This is a genomic window from Sphingomonas fuzhouensis, from assembly GCF_034659795.1.
In the GTDB taxonomy this organism is placed as follows: Bacteria; Pseudomonadota; Alphaproteobacteria; order Sphingomonadales; family Sphingomonadaceae; genus Sphingomonas; species Sphingomonas fuzhouensis.
Window position 1 is genome coordinate 194,824 of sequence record NZ_JAXSQY010000005.1, and the last position, 24,197, is coordinate 219,020.

The following is a 24,197-nucleotide window of genomic DNA, read 5'->3' on the forward strand; positions in this document are numbered from 1 at the left end:
TCGCCATGTCGGTTCAGCGCGGCCGCGTCCACAGCGTCGGATCGCGTGGGACGATCCGCATCTTGTCCCGCCGCGCCGCCTGAAGGCTCGCGCGCGTCATGAAGCCCAGCTTTTCGAGCTTGCCGGTCCCGACCCGCACGTCCCAGGCACGCCGCCCGCGCTTGGCGACCTTGCGCCCGATCGCGCCGTAAATCGCCGCCGCCGACAGCACCGCCCAGGCCGAGCGATAGGACAGAGCAGGCGTGCCCATCCGCGCGCTCGCCTCGAACCGGGCGGCCTGATCGGTCAGCCGCCGCGCCAGCGCGCTCAGGCCCGGCCGGTGCGACGGCGCCATGATCGCATCGGGCGCGATGCTCTTATAGGCGAGCCATTCGCGCGGCAGATAATGCCGCCCTGCCCCCGCATCCTCGGCGATGTCGCGCGCGATATTGGCAAGCTGAAACGCGAGCCCCAAGTCGCAGGCGCGGTCGAGCACCGCCTCGTCATCGGGCGCGACGCCCATCGTCACCGCCATCATGCAGCCGACGACACCCGCGACATGATAGCAATAGCGGTAGAGATCGTCCTCGGTCTCCGGTCGCCAGTCCTGCGCATCCAGGGCGAACCCGGCGATCAGGTCGCGGGGCCAGCGATGCGGCATCCCCGTCTCGGCGACGACGACGCGCAGCGCATCGAAGGCCGGATCGCCGACCACCCGGCCCGCCAGCGCCGCCTCGGTCTTTTCGGTCAGCTCGGCCAGCCGCACGGGCGCATCGGCGACGCGGGTCATGCCATGGCCATGATCCTGCCCGTCGGCAATGTCGTCGCAGCGGCGACACCAGGCATAGAGCAGCCAGGCGCGCGCGCGCGTTTCGGGGTCGAAAAGCAGGCTCGCCGCCGCAAAGCTCTTCGAGCCCTTGGCGATCGACTCCCGCGCCGCCGCGACCAGTGCCGCCCGTTCGGTCTGGGCGGCAGTGTCGCTCACAGGTCGTCCGCGTTCATGCGCACGATCGGCTGGGTCGGCACATGCGCGCCCATCCGGTCGAGCAGCCCGTCGAGCGTGGTGTCGACGATCAGCAGCTCGCGGTGCTGCGGCCGCAGGAAGCCGACCTCGCCCATCTTGTCCCAGAAGGCGACGAGATGGTCATAATAGCTGCCGGTGTTGAGCAGCCCGACCGGATCGGCGTGATAGCCAAGCTGCGCCCAGCTGAGCGCTTCCCACAGCTCGTCCATCGTGCCGGTGCCGCCCGCGATGGTGATGAAGCCGTCGGACAGGTCGGTGAACGCCTTCTTCCGCTCATGCATGCCGGGCACGACATGGAGTTCGGTCAGGCCGCGATGCGCGACCTCGGCATCGACCAGCGCCTGCGGGATGATGCCGATCACCTCGCCGCCCGCCGCCAGCGCCGCATCCGCCACCGCGCCCATCAGGCCCAGCCGCCCGCCGCCATAGACGACGCCGATCCCCCGCTCCGCCAGCCCACGCCCGACTTGGCGCGCCGTCTCGATATATTGGGGGTCGGAGGGGGTCGCCGACCCGCAGTAAATGGCCAATCGCTTCATGGGCCCATGCGCTAGGCGAAGGGGCCGGACGGGGCAAGCGGGTTGGGCGTGCCCCGTCCGCCGCCTGCCGCTTTACAGCATATGGAGGTTGCGCAGCCATTGCAGGACCTGCCCCGGCCATTCGCGCGTCACCGGATCGCCGGTCGGCCGCATTCCGAAGGCATGGCCGCCTCGCGCATACACGCGCATGTCGACCGGCACGCCCGCATCGTTCAGCGCCAGCGCATAGGCCATGGGCTGGCGGATATTATCCGTGGGATCGTTCATGGCGTGGATGATGAGGGTCGGCGGCGCCTTCGGATTGATCGTCACCCAGGGGCGCAGCTCCAGGCTGTTGCGGCCCTTGCTGTTGTCCAGCATCCGCGCGGTATAGGCGACGATGGCGAAGTCGGGGCGCGGCGATTGCCGGTCGGCCGCATCGGTCGGCGGATAGGTGTGATCATAGCTGTTGCTCATATCCGCCACGAGATAGGCCCCGGCCGAAAAGCCGATCGCGCCGATCCTGTGCGGATCGATCCCATAGGCCGAGGCGTGCTGCCGCAACAATCCCATCGCACGCTGCGCATCTTCCAGGCCCAGCAGGATCTTGGGCCGCTGCTGCCGGCCGTCGACCCGTGGCCAGACCTGCGGCGTCCGGTATTTCAACATCGCGCAGGTGATCCCCTGCCGCACCGCCCAGTCGCAGATTTCGGTGCCTTCCAGATCGGTCGCCACGGCGTGGAAGCCGCCGCCGGGAATGACGAGAAGCGCGGCGCCGGTATTGCGGCCCTTCGGCTTGTACAGGGTCATGGTCGGCCGCGTGATATAGCTGGCCCAATACCATTTCCGCCCGCCCACCAATGGAGAGCCATTGCCCGTCGCCTCGGGATGATCGCCGCTATCGGGCCTGGCGAGCGGCACATGGGCGGGCCAGAGCGGGATTTGCGTCCCCCCGGCGGGCGCTTGCCACACGCCTTCGCGCTCAACCTTGGGAATATCGACCGGTTTCCGAGCGGGTGCGTCCGCCATTCCAAGGCCGATTACCGACAGACAGGCGATCCATCCGAACCACGACAAATCCGTATCTCCTCTACAAGTGAGTGCAGATGCATTGATGGGTTGTGGAGACCGGCCGGATCACCGGAGGCGACGCTATCCAGACGACGCAGCGCCGACAAAGCATGTTTGGTGGTGGCAAAGAGGAATTTTTCTCATGGTTGATGCCATGCCGACGCGGGGCGTGCCGCCCCCGCCCGGAAAAAATCCTGCGCCGCTTCAATTATATGCGCGATCATTACAAAAAGATAATGAAGCGCCCGGAAACCGAGCGACATGTTCGGGATTTTTCACCACACCCAAGCAAAGCAGTCATCCTCCAACAAAGGGAGAGCAGGAATGACATGAAGATCGCGCTTCCATAGCTGATCTCCGCTTCGCAGATCGGCACGTAATCATCTGGCGTGTTCAGAACCATGTGACGCCAACTTACCAATCGCCCGGCGATACGGTAAATTGTGGCGCGCCATGTCCTTATCCATTCTTCGCCAAGAATGGATGAGACGAGGCCCGATGGTCCGAACCATGCCGAACCGCCGACATAGTTGGCCAACCGCTCCGGTCGCGCAGCCCCCATGCGACGCGGCACGGTCGCGCTCGATCCGTCGGCATTGACCATCGCAAACAGGAGTATGTCCTATGGCTTTGACTGTCCTGGCGCGTCGCGGCTTGGCCGCGTCGGCCCTCGCCCTTTCGATCGCGCTGGCCGGATGCGCGACGCCCACGACCTACCACCCCGCCGCCGATGTCAGCGCCAACACGCCCGGCTATAGCGACAGGCAATTGTCCGCCGATACCTATGAGGTGAACTTTACCGGCAACAGCGTCACGTCGCGCGACACGGTCGACCGCTATCTCTTCTACCGCGCGGCACAGCTGACCCTGCAAAAGGGCTATCGCACCTTCACCATGAAGCGGGGCGACAACGCGCTGGATGAAAATATCTATGCCGATCTGCAACCCGCCGGTCCCGGCTTCGGCTGGAATGGCTGGGGCGGCTATTGGGCGCCCAGCTGGCGCTATCATGGCCCGTTCGGCTGGCGCACCTGGCAGCCCTGGGTCGATGGTCCCCTTTGGGGCGATCAGGTCGATATCAACACCATCGACAATTACCAGGCGACGGCAATCATCAAGATGTCGAACACGCCGGTCACGGCCAGCACGCCGCATTCCTATGATGCGCAGACCGTGCTCGAACGGCTCGCTCCGACGATCAAGCTGCCCAAATGACGGTGGGACGGCGCGGACGGATAAGCCGCCCGCGCCGTCGCCGCACGTTACTTGCCGCGCAGCGTGTTGATCAGCGCCAGGCCCAGCACGCCGCCGAGCGCCGCCGAGGCGAAGGGACGATCCTTCACGAACTGGCGCGCCTGATCCAGCAGCGGGCGGACCGCCTGGTCGACGCTGTCCTTGGCATCGCCGAACACCTTCTGGGTCTTGCCGCTCAGCTGCTCGCCCTTGCCCTCGGCCTGCATGGACTTGTCGCCCAGCACGGCGCCCAGCCCTTGCTTGACCTGTCCGCCGAAGTCGGTGGCCGCGCCGTTGATCGTATCGGTGTTCATGAAACATCTCCTCTTGGGGATCGGGATGATGGAGCGTGAAAACCCCGCAAGACGCAGATGTTTCCGGATGTCGCCGGTTTAAGGGACGGAGCGAAAAGAGGCCGGGGCCGCCGGACGGCCGCGGTCAATCGCACCCCCGCCCTTCCCCCGCCCCCATGGGCTCGCTACATGCACGGCGATGGTCGCCGACCCCCTTGCCAAGCTCCACGAAGTTTTCGGGTACAGCCAGTTCCGGGGCGTGCAGGAACAGGTGGTCGACCGCGTGCTCGCACGGCAGCGCACGCTGGCCGTCATGCCGACGGGGGCGGGCAAGTCGCTCTGCTACCAGCTTCCCGCCGTGATGATGGATGGCTGCTGCGTCGTGGTCAGCCCGCTGATCGCGCTGATGCATGACCAGCTGCGCGCGGCCGAAGCGGTCGGCATCCGCGCCGCCACGCTGACCAGCGTCGACCAGAATCGCGCCGAAACGGTGGCGCGCTTCCGCGACGGCCAGCTCGACCTGCTCTATGTCGCGCCCGAGCGCGCCTCATCGGGGCATTTCCGCGAGTTACTGGCCTCCGCGCCGCTCAGCCTGTTCGCGATCGACGAGGCGCACTGCGTCAGCGAATGGGGGCATGACTTCCGTCCCGATTACCGGCTGCTCGAACCGCTGATGGATGCGTTCCCGGACGTGCCCCGGCTCGCGCTGACCGCCACCGCCGATGCGCATACCCGCGCCGACATCGCCAAGCAGCTCGGCATTCCCACCGAGGGGATGATCGTCTCGGGCTTCGACCGGCCCAATATCCGCTATGCCATCTCCCCCAAGGCGAATGTGAACCTGCAGATCGCGCGGGTGGTCGCCGATACGCCCGGCCCCGGCATCGTCTATGCCCAGACCCGCGCCGCCACCGAGAAGCTGGCCGAGGCGCTCGCCCGCACCGGCCGCCCGGTGCGCGCCTATCATGCCGGATTGGACCCGGCGGTGCGCGCCAAGAACCAGGCCGATTTCGTGGCCAGCGAAGACATGGTGATGTGCGCCACCGTCGCCTTCGGCATGGGGATCGACAAGCCCGATGTCCGCTTCGTCGCGCATGCGGGCCTGCCGAAATCGATCGAGGCCTATTATCAGGAAACGGGCCGCGCGGGCCGCGACGGCGATCCGTCGGTCGCCCACCTCTTCTGGGGCGCCGAGGACTTCGCCCGCGCCCGCCAGCGCATGGCCGAGGTCGATCCCGAGCGGCAGGCGGGCGAGCGCGCGCGGCTGGCCGCGCTGGGCGCACTGGTCGAGACGGGCGGATGCCGCCGCCGCATCCTGCTGCGCCATTTCGGCGAGGAGCTGGCCGAGGATTGCGGCAATTGCGACAATTGCCTCGGCAGCCCCGACGCGGTCGATGCGACGACCGTGGCGCAGAAATTCCTGTCGGCGGTATTCCGCACCGGCCAGATGTTCGGCGCAGGGTATATCGAGCAGGTGCTGACCGGCCAGTCGACCGAGCGCAGCCTGATGAACGGGCATGAGGCTTTGTCGGTGTGGAATATCGTCTCGGGCGACGAGGTGGCGCTGCTCAAGCCCGTCCACCGCGCGCTGTTGCTGCGTGATGCACTGCGCACCAATCCTCATGGCGGCCTGGAATTCGGCCCCGCCGCGCGCGCGCTCATCAAGGGCGAGGCGCGGCTATCGCTGGTCGTGCCGCCCAAGCGCGAGAAGAAGGGGCGTCGGGCCGCCCCCGTCGCCGCCAACCCGGCGGACAATCCGCTGTTCGAGGCACTCCGCGCCAAGCGCCGCGAGCTGGCGCAGGAAGCGGGCGTGCCGCCTTATGTCATCTTCCACGACTCGGTGCTGCGTGACATGGCGGCGCAGCGGCCGACCAGCCGGGCGGCACTGTCGCTGCTGTCCGGGATCGGTGCGCGCAAGCTCGATGCTTACGGCGAGGCGTTTCTGGCGGTGATCCGCGACGCAGGCTAAGCTGCGGGGCATGAGCGCCCCGACCCTGACCACCGATCGGCTTGTCTTACGCGGCCACCACCCCGACGATCTCGACGCGCTGGCGGCGATGTGGGCAGAACCGGCGGTGTACGGCATGATCGGCGGCCAGCCCCGACCACGCGAAGAGGTTTGGATTCGGCTGCTCCGGTCGGTCGGGCAGTGGAGCGTGTTCGGATACGGCGCCTGGGTGGTGTGCGACCGCGCGACCGGCGGCGTGCTGGGCGATATCGGCCTGCTGGAATCGCGGCGGGCGATCACGCCGGAGCTGACCGTGCCGGAGGTTGGGTGGACGCTGGCCCCGGCGGCGCAGGGCAAGGGCTATGCCGGTGAAGCGATGCGCGCGATCCTGGACTGGGCGGACGGGCAAGGCATTACGCGGACCTGCTGCATCATCGATCCAGCCAATGCCGCGTCGATCCGGCTGGCGGAGAAGCTGGGTTATGCCGCGCCGGTCGAGGGGACATATCATGACCGGGCGATTTTGATTTTCCACCGGGATTAGACGCGCAGTCTATTCCTCCCCTTGCAGGGGAGGTGGCAGGCCGTCAGGCCTGACGGAGGGGTGTTCTGCCATCGATAGGGCGACACCCCTCCACCAGCTTCGCTGGTCCCCCTCCCCTTCCAGGGGAGGAATAAAAGACCTGCTACATCCTCCGTTCGCGCGGAGACGCGGAGGTGTCACGCCGGGCCGACAGGCCGCTTCTCTTCATCGACGGTGCGGCACGGGTAGCGGGCGAATGGGTGGCCGACGCCGACGCCCATCCAAACCTCTCTGCGCCTCTGCGCGAACAAAAGGCCCAGGATCAGACGTTCGCGGTTCAAGCCCCGCCCCCAATAGGTTACACTGTCCGTCGTGACGCTTGCCCTGATCCTGTCCGCCATCGCCATGACGCTGATCGTCGGTGTCCGCTATCTGCTCGCCTCGGGGGCGTTCGCGCTGGCGACCAAGGCGCGGCATCCGAACCTTTATGCCGGGCTCGACCCGCAGATTCGTCGCGAAATCTGGTGGAGCCTCGCCTCCGCCGCCATCTACGGCGTGCCCGCCGGGATCGTCGCCTGGGGCTGGCAGAATCGGGGTTGGACGCGGATCTACGCCGATATCCACGCCTGGCCGCTATGGTACGCCCCCGTCTCGGTGCTGCTCTATCTGATCGCGCACGACACCTGGTTCTACTGGACGCATCGCTGGATGCACCGCCCGGCGGTCTTCAAGGCCGCGCATGCCGTTCACCATGCCAGCCGCCCGCCGACCGCCTGGGCCGCAATGGCGTTTCACCCGATCGAGGCGGTGACCGGCGCTGTGGTAATTCCGCTACTCGTCTTTCTGATTCCGATTCACATCGCCGCGCTCGGCTTGGTGCTGACCATCATGACCGTTATGGGCGTGACCAACCATATGGGATGGGAGATTTTCCCGCGATTCCTGTGGCAGGGGCACCTGGGGGGGTGGCTCATCACCGCAAGCCATCATCAACGGCATCATGAGCAATATGGGTGCAATTATGGACTCTATTTCCGGTTCTGGGATCGACTATGCGGCACCGACCGGGGGCTCGGCGATTTCGAGCGCGCCCATGCGCAGGCCGCGCGCCGGGCGGCGAGCACGGGGGCTGGCGCTGCTGCTGGCCGCCCTGCCGCTGATGAGCGCCGCGCCGGTTAGTCGGCTGGACATCGGGATCGACCAGCTCCGCTCGGCCAAGGGGATGATCCGGCTGTGCCTGACCGCCGACCCCGACAATTTCCCGCAATGCGTCGACGATGCCCGCGCGCTGACCCGTTCGGTTCCCGCCGGACAGCATGGCATCCGGCTCGACGGCCTGCCGCATGGCAATTACGCCGCCGCCGTCATCCATGACGAGAATAACAACGCCAAGCTCGACACATTGGCGGGCATTCCGCGCGAGGGCTTCGGCTTTTCGCGCAACCCGGTGATCCGCTTCGGCCCGCCGCGCTTTTCGGCGGCGCGCTTCACCGTGGATTCTGTTGCCGAAACACAACAGATCAGGATGCGGTACATATTCTGACACAATCCGCCGGAGCGAAATCGTTACCGTCGCGTTGCATTTCGGATAACTGATTCAGGGAGTTTTCCGTTTTGCGCCTATCTCCGCGCGTTTCCGCCCCGCTGATCGCTTTGGGCGCACTGTCCCTGTCGGCCCCCGCCTTTGCGCAGGACGCCTCGCCGTCCAGCAACCCTGCCGCCGCCGAGATGGCGGGCCAGCTGGGCAAGAATACGATCACGGTCGGGTTGGGTGCGGCCTATCTGCCGCGCTATGAGGGGTCGAAGGACTATTCCTTTTCGCCCGCGCCCGCCGCGCTCGCCTATATCGACGGGCACACCATCACCTATATCGGCAACCGCCTGTCGGTCGACCTGATCGGCGACAAGGCCAATCGGGACTGGGATATTCAGGCGGGGCCGATCGGCGTCGTCAATCTCGATCGCACCACGACGTCGGGGATCGGCAACCGGCAGGTCGCGGCGCTGGGCAAGATCGGTGCGGCGGTCGAGCTGGGCGGCTATGTCGGTATCGGCAAGATCGGCGTCATCACCAGCCCCTATGACCGGCTCTCCGTCTCGGTCAGCTATCGTCATGACGTGACCGGCGTGCACGACAGCGGCATCTGGCAGCCTTCGGTCAATTACTTCACCCCGCTGTCGACCAAGGCGGCGGTCGGCCTGTTCGCCACCGCCGAACATGCCGGGCGCGGCTATGCCCGCCGCTATTTCTCGATCACCCCCGAACAGAGCGCGGCGAGCGGCCTGCCCGTCTATAACGCCCGCGCCGGGTGGAAGGACTGGTCGGTCGGGGGCCTTGCCACCTATTCGATCACCGGCAATCTGCTGAAGGGATGGAAGCTGGTCGGCGGCGTGACCTATGGCCGCGAACTCGGCAATTTCGCCGACAGCCCGATCGTGTCGCAGGTCGGCTCGCGCAGCCAGTGGCTGGGTGCGCTGGGTGTGGCCTACACGTTCTGAAGCCATTCCTCCCCTTGCAGGGGAGGTGGCAGGCCGTCAGGCCTGACGGAGGGTTGTCCCGCTCTCGATAGGGGACACCCCTCCACCAGCTTCGCTGGTCCCCCTCCCCTTACAGGGGAGGAGTTTTTGAACTCACTCCTGCGCGCATTCCCCCGGCTGGGTCACGGGCGCGCCGCCCATATACCAGTGGCTGCGGTCGCCCATCGTATCGCGGTCGTGATAACAGACCCGCGCCTTGGACGTTTTCAGGTCCAACTCGACCGTCCAGTTATTGTCGGCGCAGTCATGCGGGGTGCAGCCATGCGCGGCGATCCCCTGTTCGCCCTGGCGGAAGATCGGCACCGTCACCGCGCCGCGCGAGATGATCCGCTGGATCAGCTTCTGGTCGCCCACCGCCTCGTGCAGCGCGGTCGCCACCTCGGTCCGGTCGAAGAAGGTCACGCCGCCGACCGCATCATTGGGATAATGGCCGATATAGGCGGTCAGCGGATTGACCTGCGCCACCCCCGCGATCGGGGTGGGACGCGCCGTGCCCGGCGGTGTGAAATTGCCAGGAGCCACATCCGAGTCGGCATCCTCACCCTGACCGCCACAGGCCGACAGCGCGAGCAGGGCCAAAGGGGCAAGGAAGGCGAAACGGCGCATCTCTCTCTCCTGACGAATCTCGTGATGGCGGGAACGCTTTGACCGCGCGGCCGGTTGCCCGTGCATGACACGCCCACCGCCCCATGATGCCGCGCTGGCCCGCTTTGTCGAGGCCCAGGGGGACAGTTTCGCCACCGCCCTGGCCGAACTGCGCGCGGGGCGGAAGCAAAGCCATTGGATGTGGTACATCTTCCCGCAGATTGCGGGGCTGGGTCGCAGCCCCACCGCGATATTCTATGCGATCGCCGATGGCGACGAGGCGCGGGCCTATCTGGCGCATCCGCTGCTCGGCCCCCGCCTGCATCAGCTGGTGGCCGCCGCGATGGCCGCGCCCGGTTCGGCCGAGGCGGTGTTCGGCGGGATCGATGCAATGAAGCTGCGATCGTCGCTGACCCTGTTCGCCGCCGTCGCTGACGATCCCACCCCGTTTCGCCAAGCGCTCGAACGCTTTTTCGACGGGCAGGACGACCCCGCGACGCTAGCGAGGCTCGACCATCCCCGACGGTGACGGTCGAGCCCCTGTCCGGCTCACTTCTTGATGGTGATGGGGCCGGGGCCAGTGACGCTGGCCGACTGGTCGGCGGTCAGCACGATCGTCCACTGGGTGGTGTCGTCGCACACCGCATCCCAGGTCGGGTTGCCGTTGACCGGCGCGATTTCCTTCATCGCGGTGATCGACTGGCAGCTGGCACCGTTCGGCCCGGCGTCACGGATCGCGCGGAACAGGACGCCGCGGCGCTGACCCTCGGGAAGGGCCCGGATCTTGGCGCCCAGCGCATCGGCGCTCATTTCGGTGCCGTTGCTGGTCGCCGCCGCCGCCGCGCTGTTGTTGGCCGTTTCGTGCGACCCACAGGCCGCCAGCGGGAGCGCGGCAGCCATGACGGCCAGCAGAATCGTCGAACGCTGCATGATCCAGTTCCTTCCTATTGGCGGCCACCGGGAGAGCGACCGTATCGCTTGCATAACGATCGTCGGCGGATGCGGTTGCGCGTTTCGGTGGTGAACGGCATGAGGTTTTTATGAGTGACATTCGCCTTCACGAAAGCTGGCTGTCGGTGCTGCAGCCCGAGTTCGACGAGCCCTATATGAAGGCACTGAAGACCTTCCTCGCCGAGGAGCGCGCAGGCGGGCAGCGTGTCTTTCCCCGCCCGTCCGAATGGTTCCGCGCGCTGGACCTGACGCCGCTGGATCAGGTGCGCGTCGTGATCCTGGGGCAGGACCCCTATCATGGCGAGGGGCAGGCGCATGGCCTGGCCTTCTCGGTCCAGCCCGGCGTCCGCCCGCCGCCCAGCCTGGTCAATATCTACAAGGAGATGGCGACCGACCTGGGCATTGCGCCGCCCTCCCACGGTCTGCTCGACCATTGGGCGCGGCAGGGGGTGCTCTTGCTCAACTCGGTGCTGACCGTGCGCATGGGCCAGGCCGCCTCGCATCAGGGGCGCGGGTGGGAGCGGTTCACCGACGCCGTGATCCGCGCCGTCGCCGCCAAGCCCGAGCCGGTCGTCTTCATCCTGTGGGGCGCCTATGCCCAGAAAAAGGCGGGCTTCGTCCGCGATATGGGCGCGGGGCGGCACTATGTCCTGACCTCGGTCCACCCCTCGCCCTTGTCGGCGCGGGGCGGCTTTTTCGGCTCGAAGCCCTTTTCGAAGGCCAACGCCTTTCTGGCCGCGCATGGCCAGCCGCCGATCGACTGGGCGCTGCCGCCACTGTCCTGATTCCGGGTGCCGCCCATCTGTAATCACACTGGCATCATTTAGACGGAGCGCGCATAGCGCCCGCCATTCCACCGATCAGACAAGGGACAAGGGCGATGGCCGACGACGAATATGTGTATGACGAAGCGACCGGCGAATGGATCAGCGCCGCCGACGCCGCGGCCAAGGCCGGTGCGGCGAGCGACGAGGCGGTCGTTGTGCGCGACTCGGTCGGCAATGTGCTGAGCGACGGGGACCAGGTGATGCTGATCAAGGACCTGACCGTCAAGGGCGCCGGCCAGACGCTGAAGCGCGGCACCCTCATCAAGTCAATCCGCCTGACCGGCGACGCGCAGGAAATCGACTGCAAGTTCGACGGGATCAAGGGCCTGGTGCTGCGCGCGGAGTTCGTGCGGAAGCGGTGAGCCTTGACATTGGACAGATGGTTGTACAACTTCAGTTGTATGCAGGCCGTCTCCTATTCCGAAGCGCGCGAGAATCTAAAGGCGATGATCGACAAGGTCGTCGCCGACCGCGCGCCCGTGGCGATCACCCGCCAGCGGGGTGAAGGGGCCGTGCTGATCTCGGCCAGCGAATGGGCCTCGATCGAAGAGACGCTGTACCTGCTGCGCTCGCCCAAGAACGCCCAGCGCCTGCTGGAAAGCATCGCCGAGCTGGAAGCGGGCGGCGGCGAAACGCACGATCTTATCCAGCCGTGAAGGTCCAGTTCTCGTCACGATCATGGGCCGAGTATCTCGACCTCCATGCTCATGACGCGAAGCTGTTCGCCAAGCTCAATGCCCTGATCGAAGAATGCCGACGTCACCCGTTCAAGGGGACCGGCAAACCCGAACCGCTGGGCGGCAACCTGTCAGGCTGGTGGTCGCGCCGGATCAGCCATGAGCATCGGCTGGTGTACCGCGTGGCGGGCAGTGGCGACGAGCAGGTGCTGCAAGTGGCGCAGTGCCGGTATCATTATTGAGCCGACGCCATACGACGTCGGCTCAACATTTTACTTGTTGTCGTTATCGTTCACCGGGATACGAAATGCTTGCCCATTGGGCTTACAAATCCGCTTCCCGTTCCGAAGCGTGATGCACTGACGGAAGATATACGTCTTGCCGTCGTCACGCATTGCCTGATCGGCCATGGAACGTCTCCGTGAATGGATTGGGGTTGACCCAACCGTCGGAGCGTGCGATTCTCAATGTGCAACCAAAGAGGTTTCGCGTCGCTCCGACGTTGAGACATCGGGGAGGCCGACCGAAAGGTCGGCCCTCTTCGCTCCTCCGGCATTGCCGGGCTCCCATGCAAAACTCTCGGGCACTCCTTAAGATTCTGATAACCCGACTCATACATACATCATGAAGCACTCACGTCAACACTCTTTCGAGTCCAAATCTTGCAAGATGTGACTTTTAGTCATTATTAGGCATTGGCTGCGAGGGATTGAGCATGGACGAGCTTCTGCGCCAAGCATATGAACGCCGAGAGAGACTCCGCCAGGAACTCAAACTGGTGGAAAACCTGATTGCGGACTATCTTCGACTCGAGGCTCGCACTCTCAACGGCGCAAAGCCAGCTAATTATGAGCTATCTCTTGAGGAGCCTGCGGCCACACGTCACCGCTTGACGGGCGCACAGCTCAAAAACGTAATGGATGCGGCCGAAGCGCTGATCATCGAGGCGGGCAAACCATTATCGCGCAGTGAGCTTATGGAGCGGCTAGAAACCCAAGGATTTCATTTTCCAGGCACGGACAAAACCAAAGTTTTTGGTACAAACCTTTGGCGTTCAAAGCGCTTCTTGAATCTGAAGGGAATAGGATATTGGCCGAAAGGGGCTCCCCTTCCGGCCAAATATCAATCCGTTGAAAAGCGGCATTCAATGTTGTCTGATTCAGACTGATCAAACAGCATCACTCCGCCGGAAGGTAAACCTCCCCGCCCTTCTCGCGAAACTTTTCGCTCATTTCCTGCATCCCCGCCTCGGCATCCTCCGCCGCAACGAAGGTCTCTACCGGCGCGTTCTGCTTGGCCGCGAACTCGCGCACTTCCTGCGTGATCTTCATCGAGCAGAATTTCGGGCCGCACATCGAGCAGAAATGCGCGGTCTTGGCGCCCTCCGCCGGGAGCGTCTGGTCATGGTAGGATTCCGCCGTGTCGGGGTCGAGCGACAGGTTGAACTGGTCGCGCCAGCGGAACTCGAAGCGGGCGCGGCTCAGGGCGTCGTCGCGCATCTTGGCGGCCGGGTGGCCCTTGGCCAGGTCGGCGGCGTGGGCGGCCAGCTTGTAGGTGACGACGCCGACCTTCACGTCGTCACGGTCGGGCAGGCCCAGATGCTCCTTGGGCGTGACGTAGCAGAGCATCGCCGTACCGTACCAACCGATCATCGCCGCACCGATGCCGCTGGTGATATGGTCGTAACCCGGCGCGATGTCCGTCGTGAGCGGCCCGAGCGTGTAGAAGGGCGCCTCGCCGCACGCCTCCAGCTGCTTGTCCATATTCTGCTTGATCTTGTGCATCGGCACATGGCCGGGGCCTTCGATCATGACCTGCACGTCCTGCGCCCAGGCGCGCTTGGTCAGCTCGCCCAGCGTGTAGAGCTCGGCGAACTGCGCCTCGTCATTGGCATCCGCAATCGCACCGGGACGCAGGCCGTCGCCCAGCGAATAGGCGATGTCATAGGCCTTCATGATCTCGGTGATCTCGTCGAAGCGTTCGTAGAGGAACGACTCCTTGTGATGCGCCAGGCACCACTTCGCCATGATCGAGCCGCCGCGCGACACGATGCCGGTGACGCGCTTGGCGGTCAGCGGGATGTAGGGCAGGCGCACGCCCGCATGGATGGTGAAATAGTCGACGCCCTGCTCGGCCTGTTCGATCAGCGTGTCGCGGAAGATTTCCCAGGTCAGCTCCTCGGCGATACCGCCAACCTTTTCCAGCGCCTGATAGATGGGCACCGTGCCGATCGGCACCGGCGAGTTGCGGATGATCCACTCGCGCGTGTCGTGGATGTTGCGCCCCGTCGACAGGTCCATGACCGTGTCCGCGCCCCAGCGGATCGACCAGACCAGCTTGTCGACTTCGGACGCCACGTTGCTGGCGACCGCCGAATTGCCGATATTGGCGTTGATCTTGACCAGGAAGTTGCGGCCGATCGCCATCGGCTCGGATTCGGGGTGGTTGATGTTGTTGGGGATGATCGCCCGGCCGCGCGCCACTTCGTCGCGGACGAATTCGGGCGTGACGTAATCGGGGATCGCCGCGCCGAAGCTCTCGCCGTCGCGGACATACTCACGCAGCATCTCGCGGCCCAGATTCTCACGGGTCGCGACATATTCCATTTCGGGCGTGATGATACCCCGGCGTGCATAGTGCATCTGGCTGACGTTCATGCCGGGCTTCGCCCGCAGCGGACGGTTCAGCCCGGTGCGCGGGAATTGCGGCACGCCGCCCGAACGGTCGGGGCCGAGCTGGCCATTATCCTCGGGGCGGATTTCGCGGCCGTCATAGGCCTCGACATCGCCGCGCGCCTCGATCCACGCGCGGCGAATTTGCGGCAGACCGCCCATGATGTCGATGCGCGCGGTCGGGTCGGTATAGGGACCGCTGGTGTCGTACACGCGCAACGGCGGCTCGCCCGAGGACGGGTCGAGATGGATTTCGCGCATCGCGACGTTCAGCGGGCCGACGTGAATCTTCTTCGAGCCACGAATGGGGCCGGTGGTCACGCCGATCTCGGCCTTTGCGGGAATATCTGCCATAGTCGTCCACTCCATGCGGAGGAAACGGACCATGAGAGATGGGGCCGCTCCCTCCCTACGCCGGTGTCAGCCGGATCAGGTTCAGCGGGTCGGGGGCTCTTGCCCCCCTCTCAAGCGCAGGCCAGCGCTCCCCCGGGGATGGCCCCTGCATAAGCGGAATTGCGGCGGATAAGAAGCGGTTTTGCGCGGCACGCCCTATCGCTGGGACGAACGTCAAAAAAAGCCCCGATCGGCCAGGGGACTAGCGACCGATCGGGGCAAGGAACCCTTGGGAGGGAGAGGGTTCAGCCGCTGGCGGCGCTGGTCCGGACGTTGCCGTTCAGCCCGCTGGGGAAGAAGCCGCCGCCGGTCACCGCCGCCTTGTTCAGATAGACGATGTTCAGCACCTGGCCCGGCGTGCGGGTAAAGGCGATGGCGTTGGAATCGGCGGGGACGAGGTTCGCCACCTGCGCACCGTTGACAGTCGCGACGATGCCCTGATCCAGATCGGCCGAGCCGTCCAGGCTGTCACGCGCGTCCGAGATCGCCCCCGCCGCCGGGATCAGCGCCCCGCCGGGAATCTGCGCCGAGCTGGTGAGCGGCAAGGGGTTGGAGATGGGCGTCGTCGTGCTCACCCCCTTGCGGTACAGGGTCGTGCGGACCAGACCGGCATGATAGGCCTCGGCTGCGTGGATGCCCGCCGCCGCCTCGATATAGGTCTTGTTGGTCAGCAGGGTGACGCCGCCCATATAGGCGGTGACGCCGACATCCTCGAACAGGAACGCGCCGAGCAGGAAGGCCTCGTCCGACGCATAGGGGTCGAAGGTCGCGCTGCCGCCGACGACATTGGCCGCACGTGCCGCCGCGGTGAAGGCGCCATTGGCGTCGCCCGACAGGTTGATGGACGGCTGCGCCACCGCCGCATTGCCCAGCGCGTTGCGCAGGAAGGTGACGTGCGCGATCTCGTCATAGGCGATCTCGCGCGCATATTGCGCGACGATCGGGTCCTGGAACTGGACCTGACGGGGCTGACCCGCGCCGCCCGACGCGCTGGTGTTAATCGCGACCGATCCTTGCGTGCCCGTGCCGCCGAGCAGCGACGAGGACAGGCCCGTGCCGAACGCGGCATAGCTGTAGAATTGCGCTTCCAGATATTCGAGCTGGAGCGCGAAGTTCAGCACATCGGCGTCGGTGACCGAACCGGTCGGGGTCGTCGTCGGGGTGGGCGTGGGCACGACGATGACATCGTTATCGTCATTGTTGCAGGCACCCAGCATCGCCAGGCCCCCGACCGCACCCGCGCCTGCGGCCATGCGCATGAAACGGCGGCGATCGGCCCGGCGCTTGGCCGAGGCTTCTTCGATCACATCGAGAATGAAGCGTTCTTCGCTCATGAGGAAAATCCTCTCCAGAGGAGGAAAAAGGGGATTAGTTCGCCACGCTGGCGCGCAGGGTGCCGTTGACACCGGCCGGGAAGAACCCGCCAAGCGTCGCCGCCGCCTTGTTCAGATAGACGATGTTGAGCACCTGGCCCGGCGTCCGGCTGAACACGATACCGCTGGAATCGGCGGGCACGATATTGGCCACCAACTGATTGTTGATGGTGGTCCGTGCGATCCCCTCGTCAAGCTTGGTCGAGCCGTCGACGCTGTCGCGCAGGCTGGAAATCAGGCCCGCGGCATCGATCAGCGACTGCTGCGGATTGGTGGGATCATAGCCCCGCGCATAAAGCGTCGTGCGCACGATCGAGGCGTGATAGGCCTCGACCGCCAGGATGCCTGCCGCGGCCTGAAGGAAGGTCTTGTTGCTGATGAGCGGTGAGGCGCCCTTATAGGCGGTCACGCCGACATCCTCGAAGATATACGCGCCGAGCAGAAACTCATTGGCCGAGCGATAGGGATTGAACGTCTGCCCGTCCTTGATGACTCCGGCAACGCGGGCCGCCGTGTCGAACGGGCCACCGGGCTCGCCCGAGATATTGATGGCGGGTTGCGCCACCGCCGCACTGCCCAGCGCGGTGCGCAGGAAGGCGACATGCGCGGCCTCGTCCGCCGCGATCTCGCGGGCATAGGCCTGGACGATCCTGTCGTCGCCGAAATTGGCCGCCACACCGCCGGTCACCGCCCCTTGCGTGCCCGTTCCCGTCAGCTGGCTGGCGGGCAGGCCCGTACCGTTGGCGGCATAGGCATAGAATTGCGCCTCGAGATATTCGAGGTTCAGCGCGAAGTTCAGGATATCGGTGTCGGTGATCGCCGCCTGTGCCCCGGCCTTGCTGGTCAGGGTGAAGGCGGTCGCTCCGGCAGCGGCCGCCCCGATCGCGAGTTTGAAGAAGTCGCGCCGCTGATCGCGGCGCTGGGCCCGTGCGTCGAACGCATCGAGCAATTGTGCGCTTTCCGTCATCATGCTCCTCCCGATAAGGAACCACGAAGACACTCTTCTGTTATTGCGTAACGGTCAGAAGAACTTTTCGTGGGGCGGGACCGTTGACTTCTTATGACGCGAAGCCTTGGCCAAACCGGAAGCGAAACGCCGCGACCTCTGAAAAAGACCCATCACTTTAACAAAAATTACATTGGCGTCATATTATCACGCCGGACCGTTCATGGCGCGAGCCGAGCCGATTGTGCTTCGGCTAGATAGACGGCGAAGAGTTCGTCCGGATCGCTCCACTGCGCAATCGGCGTCCAGCCGCCCGCGCGCAACAGGATCTTGGCATCGCGCGGGCCATATTTGTGGCTGTTCTCGGTATGGATGGTTTCGCCCGCCGCCATGGCGAAGGGGCGCCCCTCGATGGTGAAGTCGACATCGCGCTCCGCCGCCAGATGCATCTCGATGCGCGAGCGGTCGTCATTCCAGATCGCGCGGTGGCGAAAGGCGTCGACGGGGATGGTGCCGTCCAGCTCGCGATTGATCCGGTCGAGCAGGTTGCGGTTGAACGCCGCCGTCACCCCTTGCGCATCGTCATAGGCGGGGACCAGCACGTCGCTCGGCTTGGTCCGGTCCATCCCGATCAGCAGCATCGCCCCCTCGCCCAGCGAGCCACGCATCGCGCGCAGCAGGTCGGTCGCCATGGCGGGCGTCATGTTGCCGATGGTCGAGCCGGGGAAGAAACCCAGCTTGGGCGCATCCGCCACCATCGCGGGCAGCGTCAGCGGGCGCATGAAATCGCCCTCCAGCGGATGGATCGGCAGGTCCGGGAACGCCTGTTGCAGCCCGCGCGCGGAGTCGCGCAGGAAGTCGCCCGAAATGTCGATCGGCACATAGGCCGACGGCGCGACGCAGCGCAGCAGCACCGGCGTCTTGGTCGAGGAGCCCGAACCGAACTCGACGACCGCGCGGCCCTTGCCGACATGCGCGACCAGATCGGGGCACATCGACTCCAGGATCGCGGTCTCGGTGCGGGTCGGATAATATTCGGGCAGGTCGGTGATGGCCTCGAACAGCTCGGACCCTCGGCGGTCATAGAACCAGCGCGCGGGGATGGCACGCGGGCGACGCTCCAGCCCGGCCAGGACGTCGGCGCGAAAGGCAGGGTCGGCGAGCGACATCTGGCCGTCCTCGATCTCGGGCTTCAGCATGATTACAGGTCCTTTGCTAGGCGGACGCCGGTGAACTGCCAGCGTTGATGGGGGTAGAAGAAGTTGCGGTAACAGGCGCGGGCATGCCCTCGCGGCGTCGCGCAGCTGCCGCCGCGCAGGACGAACTGCCCGTTCATGAACTTGCCATTATATTCGCCGACCGCCCCCTCGACGGGGTGGAAGCCGGGATAGGGGCGGTAGGCGCTGCCGGTCCATTCCCAGACATCGCCGAAAAAGGCGGGGCCTTGGGCGGCGGGGCGCGGCTCGATCGCACCGGCCCGGTCCATCTGGTTGCCGCCCGATGCGTCATGCGCAGCGGCCGCGGCTTCCCACTCGAACTCGGTCGGCAAGCGCGCGCCTGCCCAGGTGGCGAAGGCGTCCGCCTCGTAGAAACTGACATGGGTGACCGGCGCGGCCGGGTCGATCGCGCGCCGCCCGTCCAGCCCGAAGCGGGTCCAGCCGCTATCGTGTTGCTCCCAATAGAGCGGCGCGGCGATCCCCTCGCCTTTCGCCCAGGCCCAGCCGTCCGACAGCCACAGCCGCGCGTCGCGATAGCCGCCATCATCGATGAACTGCATCCACTCGGCATTGGTGACGGTGCGGTCGGCGATCGCATGAGGCTGGAGCAGCGCCTGATGGCGCGGCCCTTCGCAATCGAAGGCGAAGCCCTGCCCGTCATGGCCGACCTCGACGATGCCCGTCTTGCCCTCGATCCAGCCGATCGGACCAGGCATCGCGACGGGCGCCTTGGGCTCGGGCGTATAGAGCGCGGGTTCGAGGGGGTTTTCGGAGAAGAGGTGCAGGATGTCGGTGACGAACAGCTCCTGATGCTGCTCCTCATGGTGGCAACCCAGCGCGACCAGTTCCAGCGCTTCGGCAGGCAGGTCGGGCAGCGCCGCCAACAGCGCGGCGTCGACATGCGCGCGGTACGCCCGCACCTCGTCCAGCGTCGGGCGGGTAATCATGCCCCGGCGGTGACGCGCATGGCGCTTTCCTTCCGCCTCATAATAGCTGTTGAACAGGAAGGGGAAGCGCGGGTCGTGCAGGCCGTAACCCGGCACATGGTCGCGCAGCACGAAGGTTTCGAAGAACCAGGTCGTATGCGCCATGTGCCACTTGGCGGGCGAGGCGTCCGGCATCGACTGGACGGTCGCATCGGCATCGGACAGCGGCTCGGCCAGCGCCAGGGTCAGGCCACGCACCGCGCGGTAGCGGGACGCAAGAGAATCGGCAGGCGTCGGCGCCGCCGCGGAGGACGGGACGAGGGTCGGCATTGGGCGCTCCCCGGATTATGGGGAGGCCGGTCGGCCCTTTACCGTACCATGCGCGCCCCTCCTGGAACCCAAAGAACGTCCGATGCGCCGCTTTGGTTCATCGTGCGCGCGGCGACAAAAAGCCAATCGGACAATCGGTTGAGGTAAGCGAGCGCGGGCGGGTTGGTCGCCTCCTGCTCGGCCAGTGCGACGGCGGCGCGCTCGGCCCGCCGGGCGATGGCGCGCGCCAGATGCAGATGGGCCGAGGCCGCACTGCCGCCGGGCAGGATGAAGCTGGTCAGGGGCGACAGCGATGCGTTCATCGCGTCGATCTCCGCCTCCAGCCGCGCGACTTGTTCGGGCACGATGCGCAGCGCACCCTCGATGTCACCGGGCGTGGCGAGGTCCGCGCCCAGATCGAACAGGTCGTTCTGGATCATGGTCAGCCGCTCGACTAGCGGCCCCTCGATCGACAAGAGCGCCACGCCGATCGCACTGTTCGCCTCGTCAACCTCGCCGATCGCGACCATGCGCGTGTCCGCCTTGGACCGGCGCGATCCGTCGACCAGCCCGGTGGTGCCCTCGTCGCCGGTGCGGGTGTAGATTTTCGTCAGCTTGACCAAGGGATCAGGTCCGCCCCGCCATGAACAGCAACAGCACGACGACCGTGATCGCCAGCGCCTGGAAGAAAATCCGCTGCTGCATCATCCGGTTGGATTTCAGCTGGGAGGCGGTCGGCCCCTCGCCCTTCGCCTCCGCCGTGGCCTCCTGCATGAAGGTGACGATGCCGCGCACCAGCGCGACGACGGTGGCGAGCATCGCCGCGATCAGCAGGATCACGAGAAAAATGGTCATGGGCGGAAGCTTACGCCTCCCCCAGCCGAAATCCAGCAGGAAGCATATTGCGGCGCAGCGCATCGGCGAGCGCACGGCCGTCCTTGCCCGCTTCACGCATCGCCGCCAGCGCGGGCGCGCCGTGCCGCTTGGCCAGACGCTGGCCGTCCGCGCCGAGGATCAGCGGGTGATGGTGATAGAACGGCGTCGGCAGTCCCAGCAGCGCCTGCAACAGCCGGTGGACATGCGTCGCGTCGAACAGATCGACTCCGCGTACCACGTCCGTCACGCCCTGCGCCGCATCGTCCACGGTCACCGCCAGATGATAGCTGGCGGGCGCATCTTTGCGCGCCAGGATCACGTCACCTTCGGCGAGCGGGTCGGCCGCGACCTCCCCTCCATATGCGTCATGCCAACTTAGCGCCCCAGCGCGCTCGACCGCCCGCGCCATGTCCAGCCGCCAGCTATGCGGCTCGGTCATCCGCGCAGCACGCGTCTCGGGCGACAAATGACGACATGTCCCCGGATAGAGCGGCGTGGCCCCATGCGGCGCGGACAGGCTGGCGGCGATTTCGGCGCGGGTGCAGAAACAGGGATAGAGAAGGTCGGCCAGCCGCGCTTGCGCCGCCGCATAAAGGTCCAGCCGCTCGGACTGAAAGGACAGATCGTCCCATTCCAGCCCCAGCCATTCCAGATCACGCAAGATGGCATCGACATGCTCGGGCCGACTGCGCGTGCCGTCGATATCCTCGATCCGCAGCAGGAACCGCCCGCCCCCGCCTCGCGCCATATCGAACGCGCGCACCGCCGACAGCGCATGGCCCAGATGCAGCCGCCCGGTCGGGCTGGGCGCGAACCGCGTCACGGGAGCCGTTCCGCTCATCGCGCAGCCCCTTGACCGCGATTCCCATCCCATGTTCTCATACGCCCGAGTGTCATAGCCATGTCACGCGCCTGCGCGAAGAGCGTCGGCGTACCACGAAGGGAGGAGCTGTGTTTCATCCCGACTTGATCCGACACCCGGACTCGTGTCCGGCGCTCGTACTGAATGCGGACTATACGCCGCTGTCCTATTATCCGCTGTCGGTCTGGCCCTGGCAGACCGCGGTGAAGGCCGTGTTCCTCGACCGGGTGGATATCGTCGCCCATTATGAGCGCGAGGTGCGCAGCCCGACCGCCAAGGTCAAGCTGCCCTCGGTCATCGCGCTCAAGCAATTCGTGAAGCCGTCGCAATTTCCAGCCTTCACCCGCTTCAACCTGTTCCTGCGCGACCGCTTCGCCTGCCAATATTGCGGATCGCATCGCGACCTGACCTTCGACCATGTCATTCCGCGCGCGCAAGGCGGCCGGACGACCTGGGAGAATGTCGTCACCGCCTGCGCGCCGTGCAACCTGAAGAAGGGCGGGCGCACCCCGCGTCAGGCCGCAATGCCGCTGCATATCGAGCCGATCCGCCCGACAAACTGGCATTTACAGGAACATGGCCGCAGCTTCCCACCCAATTATCTGCATGAAACATGGCACGACTGGCTCTATTGGGACGTTGAGTTGGAAGCGTAACGAAGCCGGGAGTGTCGAATGCGTGGATGGGCAAGGGGCCTGACGAGCCTGGGATTGATGGCACTGGCCGCCACCACCACCGCGTGCGGCAAGAAGGCGGAAAACCGCGCCGAGGCCGACCGGGAAGCCGCCAAGGCGGGCTTCGTGCCGCCCTCCGTCACCTCCCGCGTCGACTTCGGCAGCATGATGGCGCGCCGCTTCCGCGAACTGGACCGCGACGGCAACGACATCATCACCGCCGACGAAATGCCCACCACCAATTCGCGCCTGTGGGAACTGGACCGCAACAAGGACGGCGAGATCACCGAGAGTGAGTTCTTCGAGGGCATGCTGGCCCGCTTCGACCGGATGGACCTGAACCGCGACGGCACCGTGACCTCGGAAGAGCGCGAAGCCTCCCGCACCGAACGCCCGGCAACGCCGAGCAATCCGGTGGCGACGGGCGCGAATACCAGCGCGCCGGGAAATACGAACTAACGGTTCAGCAGGGATCGGCCTGGGGACGGGCGGACGTCGGTCGGTCGGGATCACCGCTACGAACCGGATCGATTCTCAGCCTCAGGCGGGGATGGCCGCCGGGTGGCGAACGGTGGAGGATCAACGGCGGGTCGAGCAGCGTCCGCCCCTTGAACACCCCCACCGCCCCTGTCGGCACTTCATAGATGGCGTCCTGCCCCTCGGCGCAGCACCATTGCCGTCCGGGGCCGATATAGGTGCAGGTCAGCCCGAATGTCGTGCAATCGGCATGGAACCGCGCGTCCGCCTCGCGCTCCATGACCGAGAGCCGGACCCGCTGGCGATCCTCCCCGGTCAGCGCCGCATGACGCCGGATGAGGCGGTCCACGTCGGCGCCAAGGAGATCGAGCACGCTCCCCGAATATCCGGCGGTGCGCAGGACGGCCTGTATCGATCCTTCCAAATCGATCTCGACCGCGACATCGTCGACAAGGGTCAGGTCGAGGGTGCGCAACGCCGCCCGTAGCGTCTGGGGCATGGGCCGCCACCAAATGGCCAGGGCGACATCGGGCCGCACGATCCGGTCCAGCGACGCGCTATCGCCGCCGATGGCGATCCGCCGCTCCATGCCGATGGCCGTCATCCGACGCATCGCTCCCATGGTGCGCGGGGCCTCACGACCCGAACGACCACCGCACGCCGGGCCATCAGGGCTGATAGGGCAAGGAGGATTGGTGCAGCACGATGCGCACCTTCCCGTCATCACATTCTTTGAACACGAAACTCTTGTTCACGAAGATATGGCTGTCGTCCTCGCCGATGAAGTGGACATTGCACTGCACGATCGCCAGATCGCCATGCAGGATATAGTCCAGCTTGCTGTACCAGACCTTCACCCATGGCTTCAGCTTGAACCCCTTGTCGTCGGGAAACGCCGCGTTACCACCGACGAAATAGGACAAAGCTCCCTCCTTGGTCGGGCGGAAGGTATGCGCGCCGAAGGTCAGGGTCGGCTTGAACAGGACCTTGCCCTGGTCGTAATCGTAATTGTCGCTGAGGATCTGCGATGCGAAGGCCCGGACATCGCCACCTTCGGCATGAACCTTGCCGACCGCGACCACATTGTCGCACCAGGTCTGTAGTGCCTTGTGTACCAGTTCGTCGGTGAACATCGTTCCGTCCTTCTTCCGAATAGCCAGGATGCCGTCGCGGTCCCCTGGGGGCGGCCCCGACCGTCGACACCCGCATGGACGGCATGGCATTAATGATATTACATTACATCAATCCTCTGTAAAAAACCTTTGCTGTTGGTGAACAGCCATCGTGGCTGATCCGACTACACGA

General features: G+C 65.6%; 31 protein-coding genes and 1 riboswitch. Of the genes, 14 read left to right on the forward strand and 17 right to left on the reverse strand.

Annotated features, from left to right (window positions below):
- Window positions 1-13: 13 nt before the first annotated feature.
- The 4 genes from U1H82_RS12460 to U1H82_RS12475 form a co-directional block, all read right to left on the reverse strand.
- Complete coding sequence (locus tag U1H82_RS12460) at window positions 14-964, reverse strand: phytoene/squalene synthase family protein (protein ID WP_322965271.1); 951 nt, start codon at window positions 962-964, stop codon at window positions 14-16.
- Window positions 961-1,542 carry an LOG family protein gene (locus U1H82_RS12465; protein WP_322965272.1) on the reverse strand — a complete coding sequence of 194 codons (582 nt, stop codon included), beginning with the start codon at window positions 1,540-1,542 and terminating at the stop codon, window positions 961-963. The genes U1H82_RS12460 and U1H82_RS12465 overlap by 4 nt, the downstream gene beginning before the upstream one ends.
- Before the next feature lie 72 nt (window positions 1,543-1,614).
- Entirely contained in the window at window positions 1,615-2,550 is a 936-nt protein-coding gene (locus U1H82_RS12470; protein ID WP_322965273.1) for an alpha/beta hydrolase, read from the reverse strand.
- 265 nt (window positions 2,551-2,815) lie between these two features.
- Window positions 2,816-3,166, reverse strand: a complete 351-nt coding sequence (locus tag U1H82_RS12475) for a hypothetical protein (RefSeq protein ID WP_322965274.1) — start codon at window positions 3,164-3,166, stop codon at window positions 2,816-2,818.
- A gap of 50 nt (window positions 3,167-3,216) precedes the next feature.
- Between U1H82_RS12475 and U1H82_RS12480 the strand changes: the two genes are divergently transcribed.
- Window positions 3,217-3,807 carry a CC0125/CC1285 family lipoprotein gene (locus U1H82_RS12480; protein WP_322965276.1) on the forward strand — a complete coding sequence of 197 codons (591 nt, stop codon included), beginning with the start codon at window positions 3,217-3,219 and terminating at the stop codon, window positions 3,805-3,807.
- A 47-nt stretch (window positions 3,808-3,854) separates the two neighbouring features.
- Here the strand turns inward: U1H82_RS12480 and U1H82_RS12485 are convergent, their stop codons facing one another.
- Window positions 3,855-4,139, reverse strand: coding sequence for a CsbD family protein (locus tag U1H82_RS12485; protein ID WP_322965277.1), 285 nt, complete (start codon window positions 4,137-4,139; stop codon window positions 3,855-3,857).
- A 178-nt stretch (window positions 4,140-4,317) separates the two neighbouring features.
- Between U1H82_RS12485 and recQ the strand changes: the two genes are divergently transcribed.
- The 5 genes from recQ (at window position 4,318) to U1H82_RS12510 (ending at window position 9,088) form a co-directional block, all read left to right on the forward strand.
- Window positions 4,318-6,087 carry a DNA helicase RecQ gene (recQ, locus tag U1H82_RS12490; protein WP_322965278.1) on the forward strand — a complete coding sequence of 590 codons (1,770 nt, stop codon included), beginning with the start codon at window positions 4,318-4,320 and terminating at the stop codon, window positions 6,085-6,087.
- Between the two features lie 10 nt (window positions 6,088-6,097).
- A complete protein-coding gene (locus U1H82_RS12495) occupies window positions 6,098-6,610 on the forward strand; it encodes a GNAT family N-acetyltransferase (protein ID WP_322965279.1) in 513 nt (170 codons plus the stop codon).
- A gap of 384 nt (window positions 6,611-6,994) precedes the next feature.
- Window positions 6,995-7,768 (forward strand): sterol desaturase family protein, encoded by a 774-nt coding sequence (locus U1H82_RS12500; RefSeq protein ID WP_322965397.1) that lies wholly within the window; start codon window positions 6,995-6,997, stop codon window positions 7,766-7,768.
- On the forward strand, window positions 7,683-8,132 hold the full coding sequence (locus U1H82_RS12505) for a DUF2141 domain-containing protein (RefSeq protein ID WP_375339526.1): 450 nt from the start codon (window positions 7,683-7,685) through the stop codon (window positions 8,130-8,132). The genes U1H82_RS12500 and U1H82_RS12505 overlap by 86 nt, the downstream gene beginning before the upstream one ends.
- A gap of 71 nt (window positions 8,133-8,203) precedes the next feature.
- Window positions 8,204-9,088, forward strand: coding sequence for a MipA/OmpV family protein (locus tag U1H82_RS12510; protein WP_322965280.1), 885 nt, complete (start codon window positions 8,204-8,206; stop codon window positions 9,086-9,088).
- A 132-nt stretch (window positions 9,089-9,220) separates the two neighbouring features.
- Here the strand turns inward: U1H82_RS12510 and U1H82_RS12515 are convergent, their stop codons facing one another.
- Window positions 9,221-9,733 (reverse strand): Ivy family c-type lysozyme inhibitor, encoded by a 513-nt coding sequence (locus U1H82_RS12515; protein ID WP_322965281.1) that lies wholly within the window; start codon window positions 9,731-9,733, stop codon window positions 9,221-9,223.
- Between the two features lie 64 nt (window positions 9,734-9,797).
- Here U1H82_RS12515 and U1H82_RS12520 point away from each other — a divergent pair, with 64 nt between their 5' ends.
- Window positions 9,798-10,241 carry a DUF1810 domain-containing protein gene (locus tag U1H82_RS12520; RefSeq protein ID WP_322965282.1) on the forward strand — a complete coding sequence of 148 codons (444 nt, stop codon included), beginning with the start codon at window positions 9,798-9,800 and terminating at the stop codon, window positions 10,239-10,241.
- Window positions 10,242-10,261: 20 nt separating this feature from the next.
- On the opposite strand, the gene U1H82_RS12525 is transcribed toward U1H82_RS12520, so the two are convergent.
- Window positions 10,262-10,642, reverse strand: coding sequence for a hypothetical protein (locus tag U1H82_RS12525; protein WP_322965283.1), 381 nt, complete (start codon window positions 10,640-10,642; stop codon window positions 10,262-10,264).
- A gap of 110 nt (window positions 10,643-10,752) precedes the next feature.
- Here U1H82_RS12525 and ung point away from each other — a divergent pair, with 110 nt between their 5' ends.
- The 5 genes from ung (at window position 10,753) to U1H82_RS12550 (ending at window position 13,335) form a co-directional block, all read left to right on the forward strand.
- On the forward strand, window positions 10,753-11,448 hold the full coding sequence (ung, locus tag U1H82_RS12530; RefSeq protein ID WP_322965284.1) for a uracil-DNA glycosylase: 696 nt from the start codon (window positions 10,753-10,755) through the stop codon (window positions 11,446-11,448).
- 95 nt (window positions 11,449-11,543) lie between these two features.
- Window positions 11,544-11,852 (forward strand): alkylphosphonate utilization protein, encoded by a 309-nt coding sequence (locus U1H82_RS12535; RefSeq protein ID WP_322965285.1) that lies wholly within the window; start codon window positions 11,544-11,546, stop codon window positions 11,850-11,852.
- Between the two features lie 39 nt (window positions 11,853-11,891).
- Window positions 11,892-12,146, forward strand: a complete 255-nt coding sequence (locus U1H82_RS12540; protein ID WP_058733588.1) for a type II toxin-antitoxin system Phd/YefM family antitoxin — start codon at window positions 11,892-11,894, stop codon at window positions 12,144-12,146.
- On the forward strand, window positions 12,143-12,409 hold the full coding sequence (locus U1H82_RS12545) for a Txe/YoeB family addiction module toxin (protein WP_183952547.1): 267 nt from the start codon (window positions 12,143-12,145) through the stop codon (window positions 12,407-12,409). The genes U1H82_RS12540 and U1H82_RS12545 overlap by 4 nt, the downstream gene beginning before the upstream one ends.
- A gap of 473 nt (window positions 12,410-12,882) precedes the next feature.
- Complete coding sequence (locus U1H82_RS12550) at window positions 12,883-13,335, forward strand: hypothetical protein (RefSeq protein WP_322965286.1); 453 nt, start codon at window positions 12,883-12,885, stop codon at window positions 13,333-13,335.
- Between the two features lie 10 nt (window positions 13,336-13,345).
- Here the strand turns inward: U1H82_RS12550 and thiC are convergent, their stop codons facing one another.
- The 8 genes from thiC to gluQRS all read right to left on the reverse strand — a co-directional run bounded on the left by thiC (window position 13,346) and on the right by gluQRS (window position 21,720).
- Window positions 13,346-15,193 carry a phosphomethylpyrimidine synthase ThiC gene (gene thiC / locus U1H82_RS12555; RefSeq protein WP_322965287.1) on the reverse strand — a complete coding sequence of 616 codons (1,848 nt, stop codon included), beginning with the start codon at window positions 15,191-15,193 and terminating at the stop codon, window positions 13,346-13,348.
- A gap of 48 nt (window positions 15,194-15,241) precedes the next feature.
- A riboswitch (TPP riboswitch) is annotated at window positions 15,242-15,332 on the reverse strand.
- Between the two features lie 145 nt (window positions 15,333-15,477).
- On the reverse strand, window positions 15,478-16,566 hold the full coding sequence (locus U1H82_RS12560) for a ferritin-like domain-containing protein (protein WP_322965289.1): 1,089 nt from the start codon (window positions 16,564-16,566) through the stop codon (window positions 15,478-15,480).
- A 34-nt stretch (window positions 16,567-16,600) separates the two neighbouring features.
- A complete protein-coding gene (locus U1H82_RS12565) occupies window positions 16,601-17,572 on the reverse strand; it encodes a ferritin-like domain-containing protein (RefSeq protein WP_322965399.1) in 972 nt (323 codons plus the stop codon).
- Window positions 17,573-17,772: 200 nt separating this feature from the next.
- Window positions 17,773-18,750: an L-histidine N(alpha)-methyltransferase gene (gene egtD, locus U1H82_RS12570; protein ID WP_322965290.1), complete on the reverse strand. Its 978-nt coding sequence runs from the start codon at window positions 18,748-18,750 to the stop codon at window positions 17,773-17,775.
- Window positions 18,751-18,752: 2 nt separating this feature from the next.
- Window positions 18,753-20,024: an ergothioneine biosynthesis protein EgtB gene (egtB, locus tag U1H82_RS12575; RefSeq protein WP_322965292.1), complete on the reverse strand. Its 1,272-nt coding sequence runs from the start codon at window positions 20,022-20,024 to the stop codon at window positions 18,753-18,755.
- Window positions 20,025-20,062: 38 nt separating this feature from the next.
- Window positions 20,063-20,626, reverse strand: coding sequence for a cob(I)yrinic acid a,c-diamide adenosyltransferase (locus tag U1H82_RS12580; protein WP_322965293.1), 564 nt, complete (start codon window positions 20,624-20,626; stop codon window positions 20,063-20,065).
- Window positions 20,627-20,630: 4 nt separating this feature from the next.
- The gene (locus U1H82_RS12585; RefSeq protein ID WP_322965294.1) at window positions 20,631-20,858 is read right to left on the reverse strand and encodes a twin transmembrane helix small protein; all 228 of its coding nucleotides are present in this window, start codon (window positions 20,856-20,858) and stop codon (window positions 20,631-20,633) included.
- A 10-nt stretch (window positions 20,859-20,868) separates the two neighbouring features.
- Window positions 20,869-21,720, reverse strand: a complete 852-nt coding sequence (gene gluQRS / locus U1H82_RS12590; protein ID WP_322965295.1) for a tRNA glutamyl-Q(34) synthetase GluQRS — start codon at window positions 21,718-21,720, stop codon at window positions 20,869-20,871.
- A gap of 110 nt (window positions 21,721-21,830) precedes the next feature.
- On the opposite strand from gluQRS, the gene U1H82_RS12595 reads away from it, so the two are divergent.
- On the forward strand, window positions 21,831-22,397 hold the full coding sequence (locus U1H82_RS12595) for an HNH endonuclease (protein WP_322965296.1): 567 nt from the start codon (window positions 21,831-21,833) through the stop codon (window positions 22,395-22,397).
- Between the two features lie 57 nt (window positions 22,398-22,454).
- Window positions 22,455-22,874, forward strand: coding sequence for an EF-hand domain-containing protein (locus U1H82_RS12600; protein ID WP_322965297.1), 420 nt, complete (start codon window positions 22,455-22,457; stop codon window positions 22,872-22,874).
- A 4-nt stretch (window positions 22,875-22,878) separates the two neighbouring features.
- On the opposite strand, the gene U1H82_RS12605 is transcribed toward U1H82_RS12600, so the two are convergent.
- Window positions 22,879-23,505: a DUF1826 domain-containing protein gene (locus U1H82_RS12605; protein WP_322965299.1), complete on the reverse strand. Its 627-nt coding sequence runs from the start codon at window positions 23,503-23,505 to the stop codon at window positions 22,879-22,881.
- A gap of 55 nt (window positions 23,506-23,560) precedes the next feature.
- A complete protein-coding gene (locus U1H82_RS12610) occupies window positions 23,561-24,025 on the reverse strand; it encodes a metal-independent carbonic anhydrase family protein (RefSeq protein ID WP_322965300.1) in 465 nt (154 codons plus the stop codon).
- Window positions 24,026-24,197 lie beyond the last annotated feature (172 nt).

Excerpts from the sequence above, each read along its gene's own strand:
- U1H82_RS12600 (WP_322965297.1), top strand. The coding sequence starts at position 22,455 with ATGGCACTGGCCGCCACCACCACCGCGTGCGGCAAGAAGGCGGAAAAC.
- U1H82_RS12495 (WP_322965279.1), top strand. The coding sequence starts at position 6,098 with ATGAGCGCCCCGACCCTGACCACCGATCGGCTTGTCTTACGCGGCCAC.
- U1H82_RS12515 (WP_322965281.1), bottom strand. The coding sequence starts at position 9,733 with ATGCGCCGTTTCGCCTTCCTTGCCCCTTTGGCCCTGCTCGCGCTGTCG.
- U1H82_RS12465 (WP_322965272.1), bottom strand. The coding sequence starts at position 1,542 with ATGAAGCGATTGGCCATTTACTGCGGGTCGGCGACCCCCTCCGACCCC.
- recQ (WP_322965278.1), top strand. The coding sequence starts at position 4,318 with ATGGTCGCCGACCCCCTTGCCAAGCTCCACGAAGTTTTCGGGTACAGC.
- U1H82_RS12560 (WP_322965289.1), bottom strand. The coding sequence starts at position 16,566 with ATGAGCGAAGAACGCTTCATTCTCGATGTGATCGAAGAAGCCTCGGCC.
- U1H82_RS12470 (WP_322965273.1), bottom strand. The coding sequence starts at position 2,550 with ATGGCGGACGCACCCGCTCGGAAACCGGTCGATATTCCCAAGGTTGAG.
- U1H82_RS12585 (WP_322965294.1), bottom strand. The coding sequence starts at position 20,858 with ATGACCATTTTTCTCGTGATCCTGCTGATCGCGGCGATGCTCGCCACC.
- U1H82_RS12485 (WP_322965277.1), bottom strand. The coding sequence starts at position 4,139 with ATGAACACCGATACGATCAACGGCGCGGCCACCGACTTCGGCGGACAG.
- U1H82_RS12525 (WP_322965283.1), bottom strand. The coding sequence starts at position 10,642 with ATGCAGCGTTCGACGATTCTGCTGGCCGTCATGGCTGCCGCGCTCCCG.
- U1H82_RS12480 (WP_322965276.1), top strand. The coding sequence starts at position 3,217 with ATGGCTTTGACTGTCCTGGCGCGTCGCGGCTTGGCCGCGTCGGCCCTC.
- U1H82_RS12505 (WP_375339526.1), top strand. The coding sequence starts at position 7,683 with ATGCGCAGGCCGCGCGCCGGGCGGCGAGCACGGGGGCTGGCGCTGCTG.
- U1H82_RS12610 (WP_322965300.1), bottom strand. The coding sequence starts at position 24,025 with ATGTTCACCGACGAACTGGTACACAAGGCACTACAGACCTGGTGCGAC.
- egtD (WP_322965290.1), bottom strand. The coding sequence starts at position 18,750 with ATGCTGAAGCCCGAGATCGAGGACGGCCAGATGTCGCTCGCCGACCCT.
- U1H82_RS12605 (WP_322965299.1), bottom strand. The coding sequence starts at position 23,505 with ATGCGTCGGATGACGGCCATCGGCATGGAGCGGCGGATCGCCATCGGC.
- ung (WP_322965284.1), top strand. The coding sequence starts at position 10,753 with ATGAGTGACATTCGCCTTCACGAAAGCTGGCTGTCGGTGCTGCAGCCC.
- U1H82_RS12540 (WP_058733588.1), top strand. The coding sequence starts at position 11,892 with ATGCAGGCCGTCTCCTATTCCGAAGCGCGCGAGAATCTAAAGGCGATG.
- U1H82_RS12500 (WP_322965397.1), top strand. The coding sequence starts at position 6,995 with ATGACGCTGATCGTCGGTGTCCGCTATCTGCTCGCCTCGGGGGCGTTC.
- gluQRS (WP_322965295.1), bottom strand. The coding sequence starts at position 21,720 with ATGAGCGGAACGGCTCCCGTGACGCGGTTCGCGCCCAGCCCGACCGGG.
- U1H82_RS12535 (WP_322965285.1), top strand. The coding sequence starts at position 11,544 with ATGGCCGACGACGAATATGTGTATGACGAAGCGACCGGCGAATGGATC.
- U1H82_RS12550 (WP_322965286.1), top strand. The coding sequence starts at position 12,883 with ATGGACGAGCTTCTGCGCCAAGCATATGAACGCCGAGAGAGACTCCGC.
- U1H82_RS12565 (WP_322965399.1), bottom strand. The coding sequence starts at position 17,572 with ATGACGGAAAGCGCACAATTGCTCGATGCGTTCGACGCACGGGCCCAG.
- egtB (WP_322965292.1), bottom strand. The coding sequence starts at position 20,024 with ATGCCGACCCTCGTCCCGTCCTCCGCGGCGGCGCCGACGCCTGCCGAT.
- U1H82_RS12520 (WP_322965282.1), top strand. The coding sequence starts at position 9,798 with ATGACACGCCCACCGCCCCATGATGCCGCGCTGGCCCGCTTTGTCGAG.
- thiC (WP_322965287.1), bottom strand. The coding sequence starts at position 15,193 with ATGGCAGATATTCCCGCAAAGGCCGAGATCGGCGTGACCACCGGCCCC.